The organism is Spirosoma sp. KNUC1025, from assembly GCF_045160025.1.
Lineage (GTDB): Bacteria > Bacteroidota > Bacteroidia > Cytophagales > Spirosomataceae > Spirosoma.
Genome location: NZ_CP087139.1, coordinates 1,855,451 through 1,877,723, shown reverse-complemented (window position 1 = coordinate 1,877,723; position 22,273 = coordinate 1,855,451). Strand labels below are relative to the sequence as shown.

The 22,273-nt window shown below is 47.9% G+C and carries 21 protein-coding genes and 1 pseudogene; 2 read left to right on the top strand and 20 right to left on the bottom strand.

Features of this window, described 5'->3' with window-relative positions:
• Positions 1 to 34: 34 nt before the first annotated feature.
• Positions 35 to 265 carry an acyl carrier protein gene (acpP, locus tag LN737_RS08180; RefSeq protein WP_405517827.1) on the top strand — a complete coding sequence of 77 codons (231 nt, stop codon included), beginning with the start codon at positions 35 to 37 and terminating at the stop codon, positions 263 to 265.
• Between the two features lie 179 nt (positions 266 to 444).
• Positions 445 to 921: a GNAT family N-acetyltransferase gene (locus LN737_RS08175; protein WP_405517825.1), complete on the top strand. Its 477-nt coding sequence runs from the start codon at positions 445 to 447 to the stop codon at positions 919 to 921.
• 24 nt (positions 922 to 945) lie between these two features.
• Here the strand turns inward: LN737_RS08175 and LN737_RS08170 are convergent, their stop codons facing one another.
• The 20 genes and pseudogenes from LN737_RS08170 to LN737_RS08075 form a co-directional block, all read right to left on the bottom strand.
• Positions 946 to 1,656: a 2-phosphosulfolactate phosphatase gene (locus tag LN737_RS08170; protein ID WP_405517824.1), complete on the bottom strand. Its 711-nt coding sequence runs from the start codon at positions 1,654 to 1,656 to the stop codon at positions 946 to 948.
• A gap of 142 nt (positions 1,657 to 1,798) precedes the next feature.
• A complete protein-coding gene (gcvT, locus tag LN737_RS08165) occupies positions 1,799 to 2,890 on the bottom strand; it encodes a glycine cleavage system aminomethyltransferase GcvT (protein ID WP_405517822.1) in 1,092 nt (363 codons plus the stop codon).
• A gap of 71 nt (positions 2,891 to 2,961) precedes the next feature.
• Positions 2,962 to 4,413 carry a TonB family protein gene (locus LN737_RS08160; protein ID WP_405517820.1) on the bottom strand — a complete coding sequence of 484 codons (1,452 nt, stop codon included), beginning with the start codon at positions 4,411 to 4,413 and terminating at the stop codon, positions 2,962 to 2,964.
• 200 nt (positions 4,414 to 4,613) lie between these two features.
• Positions 4,614 to 6,056, bottom strand: coding sequence for a TonB family protein (locus tag LN737_RS08155; RefSeq protein ID WP_405517819.1), 1,443 nt, complete (start codon positions 6,054 to 6,056; stop codon positions 4,614 to 4,616).
• 49 nt (positions 6,057 to 6,105) lie between these two features.
• Positions 6,106 to 7,661 (bottom strand): annotated as a pseudogene (locus tag LN737_RS08150) (ABC transporter permease/substrate-binding protein).
• A gap of 129 nt (positions 7,662 to 7,790) precedes the next feature.
• Entirely contained in the window at positions 7,791 to 8,102 is a 312-nt protein-coding gene (locus tag LN737_RS08145) for a hypothetical protein (protein ID WP_405517818.1), read from the bottom strand.
• 259 nt (positions 8,103 to 8,361) lie between these two features.
• Positions 8,362 to 9,096: an ABC transporter ATP-binding protein gene (locus tag LN737_RS08140; protein WP_405517816.1), complete on the bottom strand. Its 735-nt coding sequence runs from the start codon at positions 9,094 to 9,096 to the stop codon at positions 8,362 to 8,364.
• A 19-nt stretch (positions 9,097 to 9,115) separates the two neighbouring features.
• Positions 9,116 to 10,531, bottom strand: coding sequence for a sensor histidine kinase (locus LN737_RS08135; RefSeq protein ID WP_405517814.1), 1,416 nt, complete (start codon positions 10,529 to 10,531; stop codon positions 9,116 to 9,118).
• Between the two features lie 11 nt (positions 10,532 to 10,542).
• The gene (locus LN737_RS08130) at positions 10,543 to 11,199 is read right to left on the bottom strand and encodes a hypothetical protein (RefSeq protein ID WP_405517812.1); all 657 of its coding nucleotides are present in this window, start codon (positions 11,197 to 11,199) and stop codon (positions 10,543 to 10,545) included.
• 12 nt (positions 11,200 to 11,211) lie between these two features.
• Entirely contained in the window at positions 11,212 to 12,477 is a 1,266-nt protein-coding gene (locus tag LN737_RS08125) for an oxygenase MpaB family protein (protein WP_405517810.1), read from the bottom strand.
• 301 nt (positions 12,478 to 12,778) lie between these two features.
• Positions 12,779 to 13,060, bottom strand: coding sequence for a DUF427 domain-containing protein (locus LN737_RS08120; protein ID WP_405517809.1), 282 nt, complete (start codon positions 13,058 to 13,060; stop codon positions 12,779 to 12,781).
• Between the two features lie 101 nt (positions 13,061 to 13,161).
• A complete protein-coding gene (locus LN737_RS08115; RefSeq protein WP_405517807.1) occupies positions 13,162 to 15,087 on the bottom strand; it encodes a CocE/NonD family hydrolase in 1,926 nt (641 codons plus the stop codon).
• 69 nt (positions 15,088 to 15,156) lie between these two features.
• Entirely contained in the window at positions 15,157 to 15,357 is a 201-nt protein-coding gene (locus LN737_RS08110; RefSeq protein ID WP_405517805.1) for a helix-turn-helix transcriptional regulator, read from the bottom strand.
• Positions 15,354 to 15,824 carry a hypothetical protein gene (locus LN737_RS08105; RefSeq protein WP_405517803.1) on the bottom strand — a complete coding sequence of 157 codons (471 nt, stop codon included), beginning with the start codon at positions 15,822 to 15,824 and terminating at the stop codon, positions 15,354 to 15,356. Before LN737_RS08105 ends, LN737_RS08110 begins: the two co-directional genes overlap by 4 nt.
• 145 nt (positions 15,825 to 15,969) lie before the next feature.
• Positions 15,970 to 17,334 (bottom strand): lactate utilization protein B, encoded by a 1,365-nt coding sequence (locus LN737_RS08100; RefSeq protein ID WP_405517801.1) that lies wholly within the window; start codon positions 17,332 to 17,334, stop codon positions 15,970 to 15,972.
• A 35-nt stretch (positions 17,335 to 17,369) separates the two neighbouring features.
• Positions 17,370 to 18,110: a (Fe-S)-binding protein gene (locus LN737_RS08095; RefSeq protein ID WP_405517798.1), complete on the bottom strand. Its 741-nt coding sequence runs from the start codon at positions 18,108 to 18,110 to the stop codon at positions 17,370 to 17,372.
• Between the two features lie 74 nt (positions 18,111 to 18,184).
• Complete coding sequence (locus LN737_RS08090) at positions 18,185 to 18,511, bottom strand: L-rhamnose mutarotase (protein WP_405517796.1); 327 nt, start codon at positions 18,509 to 18,511, stop codon at positions 18,185 to 18,187.
• Positions 18,512 to 18,666: 155 nt separating this feature from the next.
• Positions 18,667 to 20,046 carry an L-fucose:H+ symporter permease gene (fucP, locus tag LN737_RS08085; protein WP_405517794.1) on the bottom strand — a complete coding sequence of 460 codons (1,380 nt, stop codon included), beginning with the start codon at positions 20,044 to 20,046 and terminating at the stop codon, positions 18,667 to 18,669.
• 189 nt (positions 20,047 to 20,235) lie between these two features.
• Complete coding sequence (locus LN737_RS08080) at positions 20,236 to 21,021, bottom strand: SDR family oxidoreductase (protein ID WP_405517792.1); 786 nt, start codon at positions 21,019 to 21,021, stop codon at positions 20,236 to 20,238.
• A 179-nt stretch (positions 21,022 to 21,200) separates the two neighbouring features.
• The gene (locus tag LN737_RS08075; RefSeq protein ID WP_405517790.1) at positions 21,201 to 22,181 is read right to left on the bottom strand and encodes a type I phosphomannose isomerase catalytic subunit; all 981 of its coding nucleotides are present in this window, start codon (positions 22,179 to 22,181) and stop codon (positions 21,201 to 21,203) included.
• Positions 22,182 to 22,273 lie beyond the last annotated feature (92 nt).

The following is a 22,273-nucleotide window of genomic DNA, read 5'->3' as shown; positions in this document are numbered from 1 at the left end:
TGTATGGCAGGTTGAACTAAACAAACAAAACAGTATGAAAGAGCGCGTTATTGAGATCCTGAAGCAATTTGGTATACCCGAATCAGCCATTACTGAACAGACCCACTTCTCGCGTGACCTGGGCCTCGACAGCCTTGATACTGTTGATTTGATTATGCAACTCGAACAAACCTTCGGCATTCGTATCCCCGACGAAGACCATGCCAAACTAACCACCATGAAGGACGTATTGAACTATCTCGAAGCCGAACAAGCTATTGCCTGATTAGTATACAAGTAGTTATACAGTTTCAACATCAAATGGCAGCTCATAAAGGGCTGCCATTTGATGTTGAAAAGCATTTCAGGTTTTAACTTGCGAAACCGTGCAAAAAGGTAATTTGTAGCATGATTTCAGCCTATTTATATTCTCAACGTTTACTTTTTATTGCAAGCTCTCCCGCTTTGCTGCAAGCTGAACTCGTTAGTCCCCATCAGCTAGGTAAGCTTCTAAACGTAGCGATTCCTTCAGATTGGCCACCCGGCGAGTACGATCAGGATGCCATGCAGTTTTTCCTGAATCAACTTCTTGCCGGTGGCGAAGAAGCAATAGGTTGGTATGGCTGGTACGTTATTGCTTATCCTACTGCTGATACCCCCGCTACGCTGGTAAGCAGTTGTGGCTATTTTGGACCACCCATTGCCGGTACGGTTGAAATTGGCTACTCGGTTTCATCGGAGTGGCAACGGCAGGGGATAGCTACCGAGATGGTTGGTGTGCTTGTTAATCATGCCTGGAAACAAAACGGTGTGCAACGTATTATCGCGCACACCGTTTTTGATAATGTAGCCTCTATTGGTGTGCTCACCAAAAATGGTTTTTATCAAATTGATAGTGATGATCCCGAAAAGCTATGTTTTGAGCTTTTCCCTGTTGATTAATTGCGGCCACACGAAACATAGCCGCTAAACTTCCATGTTTACAAGCGCATTGCCGCGCAGCACAGGCACCACATCGTAGAGATCGTGCTGGAGGCAGTACGTAATATCTTTCTGGATGCCCAGCCGCTGAAGCCGCCGGATGTGCGACGCGTTGGCCATATAAGCAACCAGATTGTCTTTCCCCTGTGCATAGAGACGCCAGGCCATAATGGCACTGTCTTCAGCCATCGCGTAACTGTCTTTCAGCCGATCAACCAAAGCACCCGCAAACAGGGTATCTTCCAGATTGACCCGCCCTTTCCAGCCCGCACAAAGCACCATTACGTCATACGGTTCTGTTTTCAGGTACCGCACAATGGCATCCAGATTCAGGAACGAGCCGACTAGCACTTTCACCGCCGACCTCGACTTTGTAATCGCCAGCGTACCGTTGGTCGTAGTCATTGCTACGTTCTCACCCCGAATGCGTTCATCCATGTAGGTAAACGGCGAGTTGTCCAGTTCAAATCCTTCTACCTTTCGCGCGTTTCGTTCGGCAGCAGCCAGGAAGCCACGCTCCTGTAACTTCTGGCATTCCTCAATTGTAGCCACGGGAATAATGCTGTTGACACCATAGGCAAAGGCTGTTACCATGCACGAAGTAGCCCGAAATACATCTGCAACCACCACAATTGTATTTTCAACCGTATGCAGATGCAGTAAATCAGGCGTAAAGCAAACGTCAATTTGTTTCATAGAGAGTTCTGAACCGCACGAGCGGCCCCGCGGGATTTATGTTTTCGGATTACCTTGATTATTTGCTTTCACAGAAAGCTTTATTAATCATAGTCAGTCAGAAAAATCACATAAATCCCGCGGGCCGCCCGTGCGGTTTGGATTATTTTTTCACGAAAGGGAGTTTAACAACCTGAGCTTTCAGCAGCCGGTCGCGGACTTTGACAAAGATTTCGGAGCCGGGTTTGCTGAAGGCCGTTTGTACGTAACCAAGCCCAACGCCTTTTCCTAAAGTAGGCGATTGTGTGCCAGACGTAACCTCGCCAATCTGATGACCATCGACGTCGGTAAGTTCATAATGGCCGCGCGGAACACCCCGGTCCAGCAACTCAAAGCCCACCAGCTTGCGGGGAACACCCTGGGTTTTCTGGTCCTTCAGTACGTCGGCATCGATAAAGTCGTGCGTAAATTTGGTGACCCAGCCTAAGCCCGCTTCGATGGGGGACGTTTCATCCGTGATGTCGTTGCCATACAGATTATACCCCATTTCCAGCCGTAACGTATCGCGGGCACCGAGACCGATTGGCTTGATACCATAGGGTGCACCTGCCTCAATAATGGCCGCCCAAACACGCTCAGCCTGGTCATTTGATACGTAGATTTCAAAGCCTCCCGCACCTGTATAGCCTGTAGCTGATACAATTACGTTCGCGCATCCGGCAAAGTCGGTTTTTTCGAACGTGTAGTATTCCATCGAATCCAGATCAGCGTTCGTAAGAGGCTGTAACGCTTTCGCAGCCAATGGGCCCTGAACGGCAAACAGACACGTATCGTCGGAGATATTAACCATCGTAACGTCGTAGTCTGACGCGTACTGGCTGATCCAGTTCCAGTCTTTTTCGATGTTCGACGCATTCACCACAAGCATGTATTCCTGATCGCTAATCCGATAAACAAGCAGATCGTCAACAATTCCTCCCCGTCCGTTTGGCAGGTAGCTGTACTGCACTTTGCCATCATACAGAATACTGGCGTCGTTGGACGATACACGCTGAATCAGGCTCAGGGCGCCATCGCCTTTAAGGACAAACTCGCCCATGTGCGAGACATCGAAAATACCAACGCCGTTACGTACCGTGTTGTGTTCGTCGAGATCGGAGGAATAGCGAACGGGCATCTCGAAGCCCGCAAACGGCACTATTTTCGCGCCTAACTGCTGATGAATATGATGAAGGGGGACTTGCTTAAGCGACATGTACACAGGGATTATCCGGCAAAGGTACAAACGTATGCACGGGTTTCAACCCGTATGCGTTCGGTTTGAAATCAGTTCAGCGTAAAATTAATCGGCAGGTTATATTTCACCCGCACTTTCTGACCACGCTGAACACCGGGTCTCCATTTACCACTCATCTGTTGGACAACCCGAACAGCTTCCCGGTCCAGGTCAGACTGAACCCCTTTCAGGACTTCATAATCGCACAACGTACCATCTGTACAAACCACAAAACTGATAAATACTCTACCTTGTGCACCAGCTTTCTGTGCCTCAGCCGGGTATTTCAAATTCTGACTCAGGAATTGCCCCAACCCCTGCATACCACCCTTAAATTCAGGATGTTGCATAACGGTAGTGTACCGGACGGTATCGGCACTTGCTGACTGTGCTTTTCCCGATTGACAAATACCTTTGTCGTAAGCCTCTTCATAAAAATAAGAACCATCCTGATTGCGCCCCGTCCAGACACCTTGTTTGAGCCCATCCTGATATTGGCCTTGCTCTACCAGAAGTGTATGCTTCGTAGTGTCACTGTCTGATTGAACCTGCGTATGGTAAATAGCTCGCCCGTTTCCGTTGACGATCTGCTGATGGCCCGTGCTGTCCCAGAATGCCGTCACTAGTTCAGGCTCTACTTTTACTAGCGGGCTTGTCTTGCTAACGGCTTTTATTTGTTTAATCTGGCCATTGGCGTACCAATTCATGTAGGCTGTTCGATCTGTCGATTCGTCTTTTTTCTGAGCGATACATCCGTTCGCATGATAGCTCAGTTCAGAACCCGTCGGCTTTCCATCCTGATAAAACGACTGGTTGATAATGGTCCCGGCTTCATCAAGCAAATACAGCGTACCTTCCCAATCCTGTTTGAAATTCTGATTACCAACCGTATAGGTTATCTTCTGGTTAGTAGTAGGCTTGCTGTTTTTTCGATGAACCAGCGGCATCCTGTAATACTCTTTCCAGCCTTTGCTTTTGGCTTCGTAAACCACTACGTCACCCGCAGATACGCCGTTCGTGTCGATAGGAGCCAGTTGTTTGTACTTAGCCTGCGTACTGTCTGAGGTAACCTTATTATCAGCGCCGAAATACGTAATTCGGGCTCCGTTCAGATACGTAAAGGGCGGGTTTGCCTGAAATATGACAGGAATCATCACTCGTTGCCGAACCGCCTGTCCATTTTTCAAAGCGGGCTTCCAGGCATTAAACAATTTAAAAACTCGTATAGCTTCGCGGTCACAGTCCGGCCGGAACCGTTGCATGACTTTTACATCAGTAATCTGGCCATTTGGTTCAACGACGCCTTCCAGTATAACACGACCACCAACCCCAGCGGCCTGAGCGGGTACAGGCTTACGCAGACAAGCCTGAATAAACGTATTCAGAAAGACCATGCCGCCACGCGGTTCAGCAGCGCTATCCACTTCAAAGGGCTGGAAAGGAGTTTGACCCGTTGCCAGAGAGGACCAAAACAGAAAAGTCAGAAAAAGGTAGGGTTTCATAAACGTGTGGTTATAAGGAACTGCCCCTAAGTTACTAAAAAAGTGAATTTTAGGGCATTTCCTTCTAACCATACGTTTATGATATGGAAGAGCTTCGGGTAGGCTCCGTGGTGGAGTCGGTTTCTCAAAACCGACTCCACGTACCCAAAAAAGAACTTGATTCCTCCAACCTACCATGCCTCTTAGTGAATTGAACAAACTCACTGTAGCCTGAAATTGATTGGCAGATTAAACTTTACGTGCGCATTTTGTCGGCCTGGTAATCGAGAAACCCATCGGCCGCTCATCCGTTTTACAACCCGAATCGCTTCCTGATCCAGATCCGGATTTACGGACCTGACTATCTCATAATCAGAAAGTGACCCATCAGCATGGACGAAAAAACTAACGAATACCATGCCCTGAATCCGTGCTCGCTGGGCATTTACCGGATAGTGTAAATTATCTTTCAGAAACTTCTGTAATCCTTTTACACCACCCTGAAATTCTGGCATCAGATCATACTGGGTATACCGGAGCGTATCACTCCTTACCAAATAAGATTTCCCTTTTTGGAAATAGCCGTCGTCGTATTCCTCCTCATAATAATACGAGTTATCAGCGTAACGAATGGTCCAGATACCCTGTTTAAAACCGTTCTTATACTGGCCCTGCTCAGTAAATCGCGTCTGTTTCGTTGTGTCACTTCGTGATGCCGTTTCTCCTTTATCAATAAACTGCCCATTTCCATCTTTTACAAGTTGACGTCCATCGCTGGTCCAGAACCCCATCACCCGTACAGGGCTGTTTAATTTCATGTACGTCCCAGTACTGTCGTGAGTCGAATAATTCACTTTTGTTTCCGACGAAACTTGTTTGATCTGTCCGTTTGGATACCAGAACGTACTGTTCGTTCTGTCCTCAAAATCATCGGTCTTCTGTGCGACGGCACCATTCGGATGATAGCTTATACTCGGACCGTATTGTTTTCCATTATGATAATACGTCTGATTAATACGTTTACCCTCTTTGTCCAGGGTAAATAACATCCCTTCCCACAAATCGTTTGCGCTTAGATAACCAAGCAATTGGAACGGCTGGCTTGGCATAAAATGGGTTCGCTCCTTTTTCCGAACTAATGGCAGTTGAAAATCTTTCTTCCATACGGTTCCACTGAGTTTGTACAACACAACGTCGCCGGTCGGCAAACCAGAAGTATCTATAGGTATCAGTTGCTTATATACAGCCTGGCTACTATCGGCAATGGGTTTATTGGCCGCATCGAAATAACTAATCCTAACAGCATCTTTATATGTGAAAGGTGAATTTGGCTTAAAAGAGATAGGCATATTCACCGTTTGCCGGACTGTCTTTCCGTCTTTCAAAGCGGGTTTCCAGGCGTTGTACAGGCTGAATACCCGAACGGCTTCACGATCACAATCTGGACGCAGACTTTTAATGATACGAACATTCGATACGTGGCCGTCTGTTTCTACAACACCTGTAACGATAACAAGCCCACCAATTCCCTGTGCTTCGGCTGTTATAGGTTTGCAGAGATTGGCCTGAATAAAAGTCGTAAAAAAAGCTGTTCCTCCACGCGGTTCGGCAGCGCTATCGACCTCAAAAGCTTGGTAAAGAATAGTTTGCGCAGTTCCTGACAAACTTGTAAGAAATAATAAAGTAGAGAAAACGTACTTCACGAATGCATTATCATTTTTTCAAATATTGCACCAAATTTTCAATTGAGCGAATTCCAAATTGGCTGGCCTGCTCCTGACGCATCATCAGGCAATAACTGTTATTGAATCCCAGTGGCTTTAACCAGCTCAGCTGGTATTTTTTCGCAAACTGCTGTCGTACAAAATTATAGACGGTATCGGGCTGCATCGGAAGTTGCTGAAGTACGTTGCTCGTAGGTTGTAGAATGACCAGTAAACCGGTGCCGGTATATTCTGGATAAAAATCAATGGAACCAGTGCGTAGCGCATCAAAGCAAATTTGTGTCCCCCCAGTCCGGTTTTGGTCACGACACGTAACTGCGTTTTACCTTCGATAAGCTGGCGATAGATTTCAGCCAGAATGTATTGCTCCGTAAATACCTTCGATCCCATTACGACCGTTTCCGTCCGTTCACCCGGTGCAGTCGTTTGATATAAATCGGCCTGTTTCAGAAAATCAGTGGCGATACGTTCGGGTGACTGGTGCAAATAATCGGCGCGATAGTTTAGTTCGGTCATAACTGCATCGTTGAGTTTGCCGGCCAGTAGGTTGAGTGTTGGGCCAAGTTCTGGGTAGCGTTCGAGCGTGGCCTGCCGAACGACCGGAGCTGCTCCGTAGGGCGGGAACGCGTGGCGATTGTCGGTCAGCACAACCAGATTGAAGGCTTTGATACGTCCATCGGTTGAGTAACCACTGATAATGTCAACCTGACTCCGGTGAATGGCTTCATACATCAGATTCTGATCCAGCAAACGAGGACGTAGCGATAGGCCATAGGTTTTTTGCAGACCCGGATACCCGTCTGCACGCCCGTAAAACTCATGTGCGAATCCCGCAATAAGTTTATCCTCCCGACCGGGCAGAAGATAAAAGGCCGACAGGAATGGAACGAGTACAACAAAAGTGAGCGCGCCCACCCGTAATTTTTTGCCCGATAATCGTTGTAATTGCGCTAATCCCAGATCGAAACCAACGGCTAGAAGAGCCGCCGGAATGGCTCCGGCCAGCATCATATTTACGTTGCTAAGCGCAATGCCGCTAAAAATAAACTCCCCCAATCCACCAGCCGCTACGTAGGCTGCCAGCGTCGCTACGCCCACATTGATCACTGTAGCGGTACGAACACCCGCAAAAATAACCGGCAGCGCCAGCGGCAATTCTACTTTGGTAAGTACCTGTCGATCAGACATTCCCACACCTTTCGCAGCCTCTTTGATGGAAGGACTCACTTCCGTTATTCCCACATACGTATTACGGATAATGGGCAGGAGTGCGTAGAGAAACAGCGCTACCAGGGCCGGACCGGCGCCAATCCCCAACAGGGGAATCAGGAACCCCAGTAGCGCTACGCTTGGTACGGTTTGCAATACACCAGCTACGCCCAGAACACTACTTGCCAGCTTTGTTCGACCTGCTATCAGTATACCCAGCGGTACGCCAATCAGCAGAGCGAGCAGGAGCGATACAAAAGTAAGCCCGATATGCGTCAGGGTTTGCTCCAGCAGTTTATCCGCGTGGTCATGAATAAAGGTAAAGAAGTCGTTCATTTCATTCGGTGAGCCTGTCGTTCATAAACGAATAAGCTGCTAAAGTAAGCTGACGATCAGGATTATTCACCTGCTGACAGCCTATTTTAGCAGCTTATTACACGTTTTGTTATACCGAACCTTAACCGATTAGCTAGCGGTGTCGGCAATAATCAAGGTATCTACCGTTCCCTGAAAACGGTCATCGATATTACCCGAGCCATCTCTCAGCAACAGGCTTACATTATAACTTACAGCATTGCCGTTGATAGTAGGATCACTAATATCCACAATTTGCCGCAGGATGTGATGATCGCCATCGGTGTACCGAACATCGAACCCATTAAGAGCAATATGAGCCGTACGAACATTACTTGGGAACGCTACTGTACGAGGCTCGTTCTGAATTTGGCCTTTGGTCGGATCGAACACGATCCGGTCCCGAATGAATCTGAGTGCCATAGTTTTGATTAGTTAAGGGTATAAAAACTCAATACATTGTCTGCTGTCAGGGAGACAGAAAACAAAGCAAAACTAGGCTGATAACTGGCTCAAAAAAAGCGTACAATTTCGCGATTCTGTAAGTATAAATACCTGATTATCAACAGACAATTCTTTTATATCAAATCCTGCACCAGTATATACAAGCGCATAAATTTCTTCACGCCAATTGTAAACTTAGCTGTACATATTCGCCAAAATTCAGTCGATAATTTATAATTTAGTTACTACGTAGCTGAGGGCGTTCATCCAGAAAATCACGGACAAACTCATTGACCGGATGGTTCATTAGTTCCTCGGGTGCGCCGACCTGCACAATCCGTCCTTTATCCATGAGCGCTATGCGATCGGCCAGTTCAAGGGCTTCGTTTACGTCGTGGGTGACCAGTACAACGGTCGTTTCTTTTAGCTCGTTTAAACCAAATAATTCCCGGCGGACATGACGGCGCGTGAAGGGATCGAGAGCGCCAAAGGGTTCATCCATCAGCACCACCGGCGGTTTTGCAGCCAACGCACGTGCCAGACCAACACGCTGCCGCTGGCCCCCGCTAAGTTCAGCTGGGTAGCGTGTAAGGGCTGTTTCAGGCAGTTGAAGTTTTGTTATTAATTCGTGGGTACGTTCGTGTATGGCAGCCAGCTCCCAGCCAAGAAGTTTGGGCACTGTGGCTATTGCTTCAGCAATGGTATAGTGCGGAAATAGTCCGCCATCCTGAATGACGTACCCGATACGTCGCCGGAGCGTTGGACCATCCTGCTGGCGTACGTCGATTCCATTAACGCTGATTGACCCACTAGTCGGTTCGATGAGCCGATTGATCATTTTGAGCATCGTGGTTTTTCCGCAGCCGCTTGTTCCCAGCAATACCAATGTTTCTCCCTGACTAACCCGTAACGATATGTCGTCGACAGCTGTATGACTGGCAAAGCGCTTGGTCAGTTGGTGAATGTCGATCATCGCAGATTATTTACCCTATTTAAACGGTGGCTACTGGTAAACTGATCACAAATTCGGACCCTTTTCCTTCAACACTCGTCAGGAACAGGTTTCCTCCGTGCCCTTTTGTAATAATTTCATAACTCAGCGACAACCCTAACCCTGTGCCTTCACCCGTAGGCTTGGTCGTAAAGAAAGGCTGGAAAATCTTTTGCTGAATGGCTTCAGGTATGCCTGTACCATTGTCGCGAACCCGGATTTCGATGGCCGGGGCTTTCCCAGCCTGCAGTCGGGTGCTTATCCATATCTTAGGCTGATACGTATCGGTTGTTGACCCGTTACCATGTGTTCGTCGCTGATGGACCGCATAAAAGGCGTTATGAAACAGGTTTAGCAACACCCGGCCTACATCCTGCGGAACGACCAGAACCTGTGGTATTTTAGCGTCGAAACTGGTCGTAAGCATTGCATTAAACGTACTGTCTTTTGCTCTCTGTCCGTGGTAGGCCAGACGTAAATACTCTTCAGCCAGCGCATTAATATCCGTAAGCACAAGTTCACCCGTACTCGCACGGGAATGCTCGAGCATACCGTGTACAATATTGCTGGCCCGATGGCCATGATGAGAAATCTTCTTCAGATTATGCTCCAAGGTCCTGAAGAGACTTTCCTCCAGTTCCTCATCCCTGCCGTCTCCTTTTTCCTTTTCGTCTTTTAGTTCACTGAACAATTCAATACTGATGTCGGAGAAGTTATTAACGAAATTCAACGGGTTCTGAATTTCATGCGCTATACCCGCCGTCAATTCTCCCAGACTGGCCATTTTTTCTTTCTGAATCAGTTGAGCCTGCGTTGTCAGCAATTCATCATTTTTTTGAATTAGCGCACTAATCGCCCGGTTTTTCTCCTGGTCGAAAACAAGGGTTATGATGTAAACGACAATGATTTCGCCGAGAATCGATCCAACCAGAAACATGCCTTTTTGAGAAACATCGTAGCGAACAGGTAACTGTCCAAACGTATGCTCGTACACGTAAAAGAACAGCGGAGCACTCAAAGCCACCAGCAGCCAGAAAGTGGCATTTCTCTTACCGGTCAGGAGCATGGTAACGGTAGGCAACAGAAACATGGCTGTTGTAGACGGGCACTCCAGTCCCCCACCCCACCAAGACTGTAAAGACCACGTTACGGCATGACAGCTCATACATAGATTCGTACAGATAAGCAGGGATAGGCCTTGCCTGAACAGAAAGACAACCAGCAGATTGAAAAGCCCGGCTGCAAACAGGAGATAGGCGGCCTCGGTAAAATGGATATAGACAGCATTCAGTACCGAGAGACATTCCGCAATGGCCGAATACCCCAATGTAAACACCAGCAAACGGGCCGCTCGTCTGTCTTCAATGTGCCCCTGATGGCTTATCGGAATAAAGTAATCTGCTATTTTCGATAACATGGTCGCCCTTGTTAAATTAGTTTACCGTGTCGGCGCCAGAGAACAGTTATAAATGTATTATCAATGACAAGGCATGATAGCCCTAAAAATTTAACAAATTGATTTTCAGGAAAGAAGTAAAACAACGATACGGTAATAAGCCCCGTACCCAGCATCCGGCTCCAGGCCAGTACCATCGAAAAACGTGCCGTATCTTTCGTTTGAAAGAGCATAAACAGGCATTGTAACGACAGGATCACATTGATAATATACCCAGAATTAGCCCCATTGAGCGTATCGTAGCCTTCATTACGGTAGAAATAGCAGAACAGTATCCAGAAGGCGAAATTGATGATACAAAAGTATTTAAAGTATTTCACCATATCCGCATGGATGGGCTGTTTGGTACCGTAACGGAGTGTGGAATAGAAAATATAACAATCCAGAAAAAAAGCCGCCTGATAACTTAGTGAATACAGCAGACCCGTATCGGGATGGTAAAAAAAACTCCAGACAAACTCCCAGCCAATGTTAGCCCCCGCTACGTAGGCTGGCATTTCTACGAACTTCTTTTTTCGTATTTCCCGCACCAGCACTACGTAGGCAATCACCCAGAGCAGGCAACCTACACCATTGAAAATCAAACCCGTAACCGAATAGTCTCGCGTGTTGATAAGTGGCTGATCCATAAGATACGTAGATTAGGTACGGGCACGGGTGGTAAGTCCCCAATCTTTGGTCAATGATTCGGGGATATAGAAGTCAAGCTGCTGATTGTCATCCATATAGTTAATCTGCGCCTGAAGAAGCAACTTACTCACTCCCTGAATCAGCATAGCCAGAAGCAGTGTATGGTCCAGCACTTCGCCAACTTCCGCCACGAAACGAACTTTACTGGCCAGACTGTCAATATCTTTCTGGGGAGCGGGCGGTACGCCAAGCATGTCGGCCAGATCATTACCCATCGTGAAGCGCATCATCTCCACATTCGTTTCCGGTTCGATAAACGAGGGAGACAATTTGTGAATGAAGTCAAAAAGTGCCGACATGAGTGATTTTCCCTGTTCGCTTGGAGCCGCCTGATGATTCAGAATGGCATGACCCAGCGCCAGTGCATCAGCTGCATTGTTGGGCAGTAAGTCATCGTCCAGCCCCATGATGTACCCAATTACCCGCCAGCAATGCATGTAAGCTTCTTTTTCCGTATCGCTTAACTTTACGTGAAGTAGTTCGAGTCCTTCCAGAATCAAGGCTGAGAAAGACATTAACGTACCTGCCATATCTTCCTGATTGATAGGCTCGTCGAACGTAGCGCTATCCCAGCCCTTCTGTCGCAGATAATAGCGAATAACCGCATGAATAAGCCTTACTTTCTGGGCGGCCCGTATACCGCGTCCCTGTGGTGATAAGCCATCCGGCGACATCGCGTAAAGAACAAACTCAGCCGTTTCGGCAATGCGTCGCGAATAGGCATTCATTGCTCCGCTCTGCTCATTGAGTCGTCCCGTGTAATAGAGTACCATAGCCCCTTTGGCACAGGCGTAACATTCAGGCAGGGATTTGAACGAAAGCAACACACCAATCAGCACCCCATGACGAATGTAGATTTGCTGGCCCAGCGCTATTAGATCCTTGTCGGCCCAAGGTGGTAATGAGGCCGTTTTTTCGAAATAATCCCGTACTTCATCGGGCAGACCGGGCGGCAGCGACCCGTCATCATTAACAATGATATTGAACAGACGATTGACCTGGTCTTTCTGGCCCCTATCAATAATTTTCGTGATGACGCTGTCGGCTAAAGGGTCAGTACGTTTTCGTTTACTTTCAAGAAAATCGACAGTCCATTGATGGGTTGGTGCCTGCTCGATGGGTCCAGCTTGCTCACTGGCTTTGCGCCGAATCTTATAGTACCAGATGGCATAGCCAATCGATACTGCAATAAATGCAGCTAGTAGAAATAGAAACATAGAAGGAAGGGCTTTGGGATGCAGGGCTGAAAGATAATACCAAAAGCGACAAAAACGCCTTTTCTAGCCAGTTGGCCGTAATTATTTTTCAGTCAGGGATACTTCCCAGCCTACTTACCTTTATGTAAATACGTGATTATTCGTAACCTATATACTTAGGCTTTATTACGGGCTGAAATCAGAATGGCGTTTTCAAACCTGCTATAGATCAATAAGGCACAACGGCTAGATCGGTGAACCTAACCGTTGTGCCGCCCGTGCCATAATTCAGCAATGTGTTTGTGTAATGACTGATCGCCGACTACTCAACAACCTGTACACCTTTCCAGAAAGCGACCCGGTCTTTTATCTGACTGGCCGCCGATTTTGGCTCGGGGTAATACCAGGCAGCATCCGCATTGGTTTTCCCATCAACCGACAACGAATAATAAGACGCCAGCCCTTTCCACGGGCAGACGGTATGAGTTGAACTGTCCGATAAGTAATCAGCATTTACTGATTCTTTAGGGAAATAATGGTTGTTTTCAACAACAACCGTATCGTTACTTTCGGCAATGGTTTTGCCGTTCCAAATAGCTTTCATCGTTTCAGCAGTAATATGAGTTGTAAGGCTTTAGTAGTACAAAGAGCGTAGTAATCGCCTAGCTGCACTACGTTATAACCGAATAACTCCGGAACTGATTTTTATTTCAGCACCTGTACGTCAATTGACGAGTTGTCGTAGACCCGGTGTGTAGCTTTCTGAAAATCGGCGGCATCGGCTTTGAAGATGTTATCCACATATTTCTGTGGATTACGGTCGATAAGTGGAAACCACGTGCTCTGCACCTGAATCATTACGCGGTGGCCTTTCTTGAACGTATGCAGTACGTCTTGTAGGCGGAAATTCACGTCGGTTATCTCACCTGGTTTGAACGGCTCCGGCTTCTCAAACGAATTGCGAAACCGACCACGCATAGCTTCCGAACGTACCATTTGCTGATAATTGCCCAGCGTAATATTTCGGTTCGGCATATACGCATGGTTGGGCTCGTTGGCCGGATAGACATCAATAAGTTTTACCACCCAGTCGGCATCGGTACCGGTTGTGCTGACCTTAAGTTTGGCCGTTATTTCGCCCGCCAGCGTCATATCTTCAGTCAATACGTCGGTCTGGAACGTAAGTACGTCTGGCCGGCGGCTGGCAAACCGCTGATCTTCCGACATATAATTGAAGGGCGTAAACCCAAGTGTTGTGGTATTGTCTTCCGTATACGGTACGGGTTTCATTGGGTCGCTGACAAATTCAGAATATTGATTGCTGCCGGTGCTCATGGTCCGGTTCGTAGCCAAACCACCATCGGCACCCAGAAAAAACTGTTTTACTGGCGAATCGGTCTGTGGCCATTTATCAAAGGTTTTCCATTCCTTTTTACCTGTGTCGAACAGGTATGCTTCAGGAAGGCCCGTTTTGCCATCGCCCGATCCTTTCAGAAAATGGTCGAAGAATTTGGCTTCAATGTTCCGCTGGTAAAACGTAGCGATGCTGTCACCAAAATAGATATTGCTATGCAGGGTATGCCCCGTTTCGCGCGACCAGCGACCGTGCCCGAACGGCCCCATAACCAGGGTGTTATACGTACCGGGATTATTTTTTTCAACGGTTTTATAGATGTTGAGCGGGCCGTATAAATCCTCGGCGTCGAACCAGCCGCCAACCGTCATGAGCGCATGTTTTATGTTTTTCAGATGCGGAATTATGCTACGTTTCTGCCAGAATTCGTCGTAGTTCGGGTGATTGACGGTTTCCTGCCAGTAGAAATTATCCTTGTAGTATTTGTCAACATTTTTGAGCGGGCCAAGGTCATACTGCCACTGAAATCCGTCACTCGTGCCTGTTTTAATAAATTCATCAAGATACCAGTCTTTCGTAGTTGGTGCCGGATGCTGAACGCCAAATACCGGGTAGGTAAACAGATACGCCTGAATGAACGCGCCATTGTGATGAAAATCATCAAAGAAAAAGTCAGATACCGGCGCTTGTGGCGATGATGCTTTTAAGGCTGGGTGAGCCGCTACCGCTCCCGCAATGGTGTAAAAACCGGGATAACTAATGCCCCACTGCCCTACCCGGCCGTTATTGTTCGGTACGTTTTTGAGCAGCCACTCGATGGTGTCGTACGTATCCGAACTTTCGTCAACTGGCATCGGGCTTGCTGGCTGAGTAGCCTTCTTTTTACCTTTCGCTACCGGAGCTGGCTGCTGATCGGTTACAGTCGGCGTCATGTTGGTCCAGGTGCCTTCCGACATCCAGCGACCACGAACGTCCTGATAAACAAAAATGAACTTCTCACGCGTAAGTGTTTCCGACGGGCCAACCTGTGTGGGATAGGTATCAGCACCGTAGGGGGCCACGCTATAGCACGTCCGCTGCATTAGAAAGGGATATTTTTTCGCAGCCGAGGCATCTTTCGGAACGTAAACGGCTGTATGCAGCTTGGTACCGTCGCGCATCGGAATTTTGTATTCGAACTTCTGGTAGTTGTCTTTGACGAAGTTACCAGTAGGAGTCAATTGTGCCTGTACAGACGTAACGCAGACCGACAGCAGAATAAATAGACGAAGCTTCATAAGAAAAGGATTGATGAACGATAACCAAATATAGGCGTTTGTCTACCAACTCACTGAATACCATGCTGGTCAGTCATCCGTTTCTAGCTGGAACAATTCCTCAACAGTACGACCCAAAACCTCGGCAAGTTTCAGCGCTAAAACCGTTGAAGGAACGTAACGTCCTGTTTCAATAGAATTAATGGTCTGTCGACTAACGCCAATACGCTCGGCCAGATCGCTTTGTGAGAAATTGCGTTCTGCCCGTTCTACTTTTAGTCGATTTTTCATAACATGAGCAGATTGCTATTGCGGTGAATTAACCACCGAAAACGCGCAATAAAGACCAATAACACGGTAAACATATTGTAAATCATGACGCTGAAGAAAGCCATGTCATATACGGTTACGATGGCAATCATCAGAATAATATAGTTGGCATAAACGCTCCATTGCAAGGCTTCGAGCCGTAGCCGACTAATCATCTCATCTTCAACTTTCTCTTTTGAGAACGCAACAAGCAGAAGACCCACAATTATGCCAATAGCCGCTATTTCATCCGTGAGATTCTGGATGTTGGTTAAATGGCTCACCGAATGACCTGAGGTTACGGTCATGGAACTACCCAGAATATCTGCGACAAACCACTTAGGGCTAAAATCATCGTACATATTAGCCAACCCAAGAATGGCCGATGGAATAAAAACGAGCCAGCCGATAAGCCGGAAGCGATGCGGAAAAAGCCATTTCGTTATCATGAGATGTAAAGTTTGTTTGACACCACAAACGTAAAACACATTTGTCAATATGACAAGTAAACTTTACAAATATTTTATTTTTGGGGGAGTGGTGTTAACGTGGTGTCGGTTTCTCAAAACCGACACCACGATCCCATTCAGAAAATTATTTTGCATTGTTAGCGTACCACTCCCGGAAACTCTGCTTCGGCGGTTCGGGTAACTCGCGAGCAATTGCCCAGGGATTCAACGTACCGTTATGGGAAAGTGAATAGGGTGTTGAGGCCAGTACGCGCCGGGCGGCTTTACCAAGCCGGGCATACAGTTTCGGACGCGCCAGTACTTTCGCCAGCCCTTTCATTCCCAGTCGTTTGCCCGTTGGCATCGCCTTCTGTTCACCAATAATCTGCCGCCATTTGTAGAGTTGTACATGGATGTCGATTTTGACCGGACACACATCGGAGCAGGAACCGCACAACGTACTGGCAAACGGCAAGGTGCTGTGCTTTTTAAGATCAACGTTGGGCGACAAAATCGATCCAATCGGTCCAGGCACCGTGTAATCGTAACTATGGCCACCACTCCGCCGATACACAGGGCAGGTATTCATGCAGGCTCCGCAACGTATGCACTTCAGCGAGGCCCGAAAATCAGGTCGGCCCAGTTGGGCAGTACGTCCGTTATCAACGATAACAATGTGTAGTTCCTGACCGGGTTTTGGTTTATGAAAATGGCTGGTATAGGCTGTCATTAGCTGGCCAGTGGCCGAGCGTGTCAACAGACGCGTAAACACGCCGAGATGTTCGAGCCTGGGAATGATTTTCTCGATGCCCATGCTGGCAATGTGTACCGGCGCCAACGTAACGCCCAGATCAGCATTGCCTTCGTTGGTGCAAACGACAAACCCACCCGTTTCGGCAATGGCGAAGTTCACACCCGACAGCGCTGCATCAGCTGCTACAAAATGCTTCCGCAAATGTTGCCGAGCGGTTTCTGTTAGAAATTGCGGATCACTCTCGCCAGCGGGGGTGTCAAGATATTTATGGAAAATATCACCAACATCTTCTTTTTTGAGGTGAATGGCTGGCAGTACGATATGACTTGGTGGCTGATCAATCAACTGAATAATCCGCTCGCCCAAATCCGTATCGACAACTTCAACGCCGTTTTTAATCAGAAACGGGTTTAGATGACACTCTTCCGTGAGCATGGATTTACTCTTAACCATGCGGCTCGCCCCATGCTTACGCAGAATACTCAGCACGATTTCGTTGTGCTCCTGCGCGTTGGCGGCCCAGTGCACATGTGCGCCATTGGCCTGCGCATTACGTTCAAATTCCTCCAGATAGGCATCCAGATTACTGAGCGCATGATTTTTTATCTGCGAGGCCAGTTCACGAAGTTGTTCCCATTCAGGAAGTGAATAGGCCATTCGATCCCGCTTTTGCCGCACAAACCACAAGGCCTGATCGTGCCAGGTAGTACGGTCAAAATCAGCATTAAATACGTCAGCAGCTTGTGAGTGCGTCATAATTTATAAGTCTCGGGCGAATATGAACATCAACTTTACGAAACCGATCCGGTCAGAATTTCTGCTACGTGCATGACACGTATGGGTAGCTTCTTTCGCCGAACAATTCCTTCCAGGTGCATCAGGCACGATACGTCGCCACCAGTAATGACCTGTGCACCATTTTTGGCGTGGTCCTGTACGCGGTCCTGACCCATTCGGGCCGACACAGCCGCTTCCGACACGCAAAACGCCCCCCCAAAGCCGCAGCATTCGTCGTAGCGGTCAAGCTCGACCAGTTCCAGACCTCGTACCTGCTTCAAAAAATGACTGACTTTTCCTTCTCGGTTTGGTGTCATTTCGGAGTCAGGAGCCAAACGCAAACCGCGCTGACCGTGGCAACTCTGGTGCAGACCAACGCGATATGGAAACTCAGCTTCGATGCTCGTTACGCCCAGTACGTCGGTCAGAAACTGAAAGAGTTCATACGTGCGTTCACGAACATGCTTAACGGCAGGCGTCTGATCAATAATGTTGAAATGCTTTCGAACATGATACACGCAACTACCCGACGGCGCCACGATATAGTCATAATCGGCAAAGGTGCGCACGTAGTTGTGATAAACTGGAATTGAATCCGCTTCACAGCCTGCATTCGCCATGGGTTGACCGCAACACGTTTGCTGCATCGGAAACGTAGCCTGAACGCCGACCTTTTCCAGTAAGCGCATGGTCGCAATACCAACCTGCGGATAAAACTGATCGACGTAGCAGGGAATAAATAAGGCAACGTTCATAGAGCGTAGTGCCGCCCCTCCGGGTCGGCGAAATCTAACTATGTCTAACTCTCAACCGGCCTAAAAGGTCGGTACTACATTTGAAAAATTTGCTTCATAAGCACCCATTTCTCGCCGGGTTTGGCCATCGGAAGAGATTGCTGGTACGTCCACATTAAATTCTCCCATTCCTGTACCTTCGGATTCGCAGCATCTGCCGCAGCTTTATCCTCAAAAGAAAACGTATCGTCGGTTTCCATGATCATAAACAAACGATTTCCGATGCGATAAATTTCCATCTCCGTAATTCCTGATTCGCGAATACTCGCTTCAATTTCCGGCCGAATACGTTCATGATAACGTTTGTATTCGGCGATCATAGCCGGATCATCTTTAAGATCGAGCGCAAAGCAATAACGCATACTATCTGAACCGGGATTCACCGGATTAATGTGATTGACTGAAATCAAACCCACCCGTTGAAACGTGGGAAAGTTAGGTGATGTTTTCGGGTAAACTTACCTGCTCTTACCCTATTGCGTGAATGACTGATGGATGGTAAACAAGGAAAAATGATTTATACCACCGGTGCGTGCTCTACGTCCTGCAGGCGTGTCTGGTAGCCCTGTACGGCATAGAACACGATAAAAGCAAAACAAACGAGAGGTACCAGTAGGGCATAAACGGGTCCTTTGGCAAACAGAGCACCAGCTACCAACGGCATCAGAGCACCCCCCACAATACTCATGATAACAAGCGACGACGCTATTTTCGACTCGGCGCCCAGCCCTTTTGTAGCCAGCGCAAAAATGGTCGGAAACTGAATCGACTGGAAGAAATACGTAAAGCTGAGCGCAATAACGGCAGTTAGTCCACCCAGAAGCATAGCCAGCAATACCATTGCCAGTGCCCCAACCGCGTAAATAGTCAGCACTACGTTCGGGCGGATGCGAGTCATGAGCGACGTACCAACAAAGCGCCCAAGCATAAACAACACCAGCGCAAACGACGCGTGGAACCCGGCTATTTGCGTGAGCGACAGATCAGTTGGACCACCCGTCAACGAGTTAATCAGATTCATATACCCTTCGGCTAGTACCCAGTGACCTTCGCGCGAGAAATCGAGCTTAAGATCAACGAAGTAGCCCCAGAGCGTGGCCTGTGCTCCTACGTTCAGAAATTGGGCAATAATGCCTAAAGTCAGATGGCGATGCCGGAAAATCCGCATGACCGACACATCACCAGCGGCCTGTTCTTCCTCGGCCCCAACTTCGGGCATTTTGGTAATGGCAAACAACAAAAAAACCAGTGTAATAATCGACCCAACGACCAGATAAGGTCCTTGTACCGAAAGAGCCTCCTGTACCCGAATCGCCTGAGCCTGGGCGGGTGCCATTGCCTTCAGCATTTCGGGTGTGTACTCGGTTTTCGAGAAGATAAAGAGGGCACCGATAACAGGTCCCAGAATGGCACTGATGCCGTTGAACGACTGCGAAAAATTAAGCCGCCACTCCGATTTTGCTGGATCGCCAAGCACCGTTACGTAAAGATTGGCCGCCGTCTCCAGAAAGGCAATACCACAGGCCATTGTGAATAACGCCAGCAAAAAGAAGCCGTATACCCGAACTTCTGCCGCCGGATAAAATAGGAAAGCCCCTCCGCCATAGAGCAGCAAACCAAACAAAATGCCGCGTTTATACCCAAATTTTCGCATGACGTAGCCCGCAGGCAAGGCCATGAAGAAGTACCCCAGATAAAACGCGAAATCGACGATACCCGCCTGAAACCGATTCAGATCGAGCGCAATCTGAAATTGTTTGATGAGCGACCCGTTCAGGCTGTTGGCCAAGCCCCACAGAAAAAACAAACTGGTTACCAGAGCAAATGCAAGCCCATAATTTCCGGTTGCCTGACCGGGTTTCAGTTTAACGTTATCGGGAGCGTGTCCGAGAGCCATTGATTTGGTGTATGATTTAGGAGTATTGATTTATAATTACTGAACCTATGAAGTTTTTCTGTCACTCCGAAGGATGAGGGATCTAAAGCATCAGCAACTTAAGATTCCTCATTCTTCGGACTGACAGAAAACGCCTTGCCGTTACCAGAAACGTTATGAATAGAAACTCTTAGCCGCCTACTCACAATACTAATCAGTAATGGCCCGGTCCAGATGCGTATAGCCGCCGTCGACGTGAATCAGCTGACCCGTTGTATGACTTGATTTATCGGATACTAGAAAAGCAACCATGTTTGCCAACTCTTCGGTGGTTGTCATTCGATGGCCGAGTGGAATTTTCGAAACGATCTGCTTCAGTTTTTCTTCCGGATTTGGCAGGGTTTTGATCCAGTTCTCGTAAAGTGGTGTCCAGCTTTCGGCAACCACTACGCAGTTAACCCGAATTCCGTAAGGTAACAGCTCAACGGCCCATTCACGGGTGAGCGCGTTACGCCCCCCATTGGCTGCCGCATACGCCGACGTATTGCCCTGTCCCGTTTCGGCCACTTTTGACCCGATGTTGACAATAGCGCCTTTCGATTCTTTCAGCGCCGGTAAGGCATAATGGGCCATCAGGTAATAGTGTACCAGATTTTTGTGTAACGAAGCGATAAAACCTTCATAAGAACCATTTTCGAGGCCAACGCCATCATTCACGCCCGCGTTGTTGACCAGTCCGTCGATACGGCCGAACTGAGCCAGCGTTTGCTCTACCGCCTGTTTACACGGTTCGGGTTGCGACAATTCAGCAACTACCTGATGGGCTTTCCCACCCTTAGCCCGGATGGCATCAACCGTTTTATTGTTATCTGCTTCGTTACGTCCAACAATTACGGGAATGGCGCCCTCGGCAGCCAATACGGTCGCGATACCTTCGCCAATGCCTTTGGCGCCCCCTGTAACAAGAATAATTTTATCTGTCAGATTCAGATTCATATATATTCGATTTACGAATGACTTTCGTTCGGGTTTTATTGAATGGTTTAGTCAGAAAAGGAAAGCCGAAACGAGAAAGGCAAACCTACGCCTTTTCTCCTTCCGGCTTCTTTAGTTCACTAGCCAATATGCTATAGGATGTTAGCATTGTCGATTCTGCCAACCCTGTATCATGTCGCTTAGGGCACGTAGGTTTCCAGTACCGTCATATCGCCGTCGGGTACGAGCGTTACATTATTCACCGAGGCCGGAATCAGCACGCACTGGCCCATTTTGAGCGGAACGCTATAACCACCCTCCGCTTCAACCGTCAGAGCACCATCGACACAGATAAGCACCACAAACGAGTCGATATGCGTATAATCATGCTCGACTTCCTCGTTGAAATTCAGTACGTTGGTTACAAAATAATCGCTCGTTACGGCGTTGACGCCCTCGTTTAGCTTTTTGTCGTACTGGGTTTTGTACTGATCGTAATGATGATAGTCGATAGCGTCGACAGCCAGATCGGTATGGAGTTCGCGTTTTTGTCCCGTTGTAGCGTCTACCCGGTCGAAGTCGTAAATCCGGTACGTGGTATCGGACGTCTGCTGAATTTCGGCCAGCAACAGGCCTTTTCCGATGTAATGAACGCGCCCGGCGGGCAGAAAAAATACGTCGCCCGGTTTAGCCGGTTCAATGTTCAGAATATCCTGAATGGTGTTGTCGGCAACGGCTTTGACGTACTCTTCTTTGGTTACCTCCCGATTAAACCCTGAATTGAGTTTGGCTCCTTCGTCGGCCTGAATGATATACCACATTTCCGTTTTACCGAAGCCGCTGCCTCGCTTCTCTGCCAGTGCATCATTCGGGTGAACCTGAATCGACAGGTCGTCATTGGCGTCGATAAACTTGATTAACAGCGGAAACCGATTGCCGTATTTTTCGTAAACGTGCTTACCAACCAGTTTATCTTTGTACTGTTCAACGAGTTCGTGCAGCGACTTGCCCTGTAAGCTCCCTTCTTTCACCACCGATACGTTGCCTTCTACATCGGATACTTCCCAGGTTTCCCCGCAGTTGGGCAAAGGCGAAAAATCTTTATCTAAAACGGTTTTTATTTTCTGACCACCCCAGATTTTATCTTTAAAAATTGTTTCGAACGTAAGCGGATACAACATGCGTATAGATGGCTAATGAGTATTGAATTATGAATGGTTGTATTAAGTATGACCAATAAACCGGCAAGATAAAGCATTTGTTACCCTATCTG

What these genes read in the sequence shown, in the direction of transcription:
- acpP (WP_405517827.1), top strand. Translation starts at nt 35, where the DNA reads ATGAAAGAGCGCGTTATTGAGATCCTGAAGCAATTTGGTATACCCGAA.
- LN737_RS08170 (WP_405517824.1), bottom strand. Translation starts at nt 1,656, where the DNA reads ATGAAACAAATTGACGTTTGCTTTACGCCTGATTTACTGCATCTGCAT.
- gcvT (WP_405517822.1), bottom strand. Translation starts at nt 2,890, where the DNA reads ATGTCGCTTAAGCAAGTCCCCCTTCATCATATTCATCAGCAGTTAGGC.
- LN737_RS08160 (WP_405517820.1), bottom strand. Translation starts at nt 4,413, where the DNA reads ATGAAACCCTACCTTTTTCTGACTTTTCTGTTTTGGTCCTCTCTGGCA.
- LN737_RS08145 (WP_405517818.1), bottom strand. Translation starts at nt 8,102, where the DNA reads ATGGCACTCAGATTCATTCGGGACCGGATCGTGTTCGATCCGACCAAA.
- LN737_RS08140 (WP_405517816.1), bottom strand. Translation starts at nt 9,096, where the DNA reads ATGATCGACATTCACCAACTGACCAAGCGCTTTGCCAGTCATACAGCT.
- LN737_RS08135 (WP_405517814.1), bottom strand. Translation starts at nt 10,531, where the DNA reads ATGTTATCGAAAATAGCAGATTACTTTATTCCGATAAGCCATCAGGGG.
- LN737_RS08130 (WP_405517812.1), bottom strand. Translation starts at nt 11,199, where the DNA reads ATGGATCAGCCACTTATCAACACGCGAGACTATTCGGTTACGGGTTTG.
- LN737_RS08125 (WP_405517810.1), bottom strand. Translation starts at nt 12,477, where the DNA reads ATGTTTCTATTTCTACTAGCTGCATTTATTGCAGTATCGATTGGCTAT.
- LN737_RS08120 (WP_405517809.1), bottom strand. Translation starts at nt 13,060, where the DNA reads ATGAAAGCTATTTGGAACGGCAAAACCATTGCCGAAAGTAACGATACG.
- LN737_RS08115 (WP_405517807.1), bottom strand. Translation starts at nt 15,087, where the DNA reads ATGAAGCTTCGTCTATTTATTCTGCTGTCGGTCTGCGTTACGTCTGTA.
- LN737_RS08110 (WP_405517805.1), bottom strand. Translation starts at nt 15,357, where the DNA reads ATGAAAAATCGACTAAAAGTAGAACGGGCAGAACGCAATTTCTCACAA.
- LN737_RS08105 (WP_405517803.1), bottom strand. Translation starts at nt 15,824, where the DNA reads ATGATAACGAAATGGCTTTTTCCGCATCGCTTCCGGCTTATCGGCTGG.
- LN737_RS08100 (WP_405517801.1), bottom strand. Translation starts at nt 17,334, where the DNA reads ATGACGCACTCACAAGCTGCTGACGTATTTAATGCTGATTTTGACCGT.
- LN737_RS08095 (WP_405517798.1), bottom strand. Translation starts at nt 18,110, where the DNA reads ATGAACGTTGCCTTATTTATTCCCTGCTACGTCGATCAGTTTTATCCG.
- LN737_RS08090 (WP_405517796.1), bottom strand. Translation starts at nt 18,511, where the DNA reads ATGCGTTATTGCTTTGCGCTCGATCTTAAAGATGATCCGGCTATGATC.
- fucP (WP_405517794.1), bottom strand. Translation starts at nt 20,046, where the DNA reads ATGGCTCTCGGACACGCTCCCGATAACGTTAAACTGAAACCCGGTCAG.
- LN737_RS08080 (WP_405517792.1), bottom strand. Translation starts at nt 21,021, where the DNA reads ATGAATCTGAATCTGACAGATAAAATTATTCTTGTTACAGGGGGCGCC.
- LN737_RS08075 (WP_405517790.1), bottom strand. Translation starts at nt 22,181, where the DNA reads ATGTTGTATCCGCTTACGTTCGAAACAATTTTTAAAGATAAAATCTGG.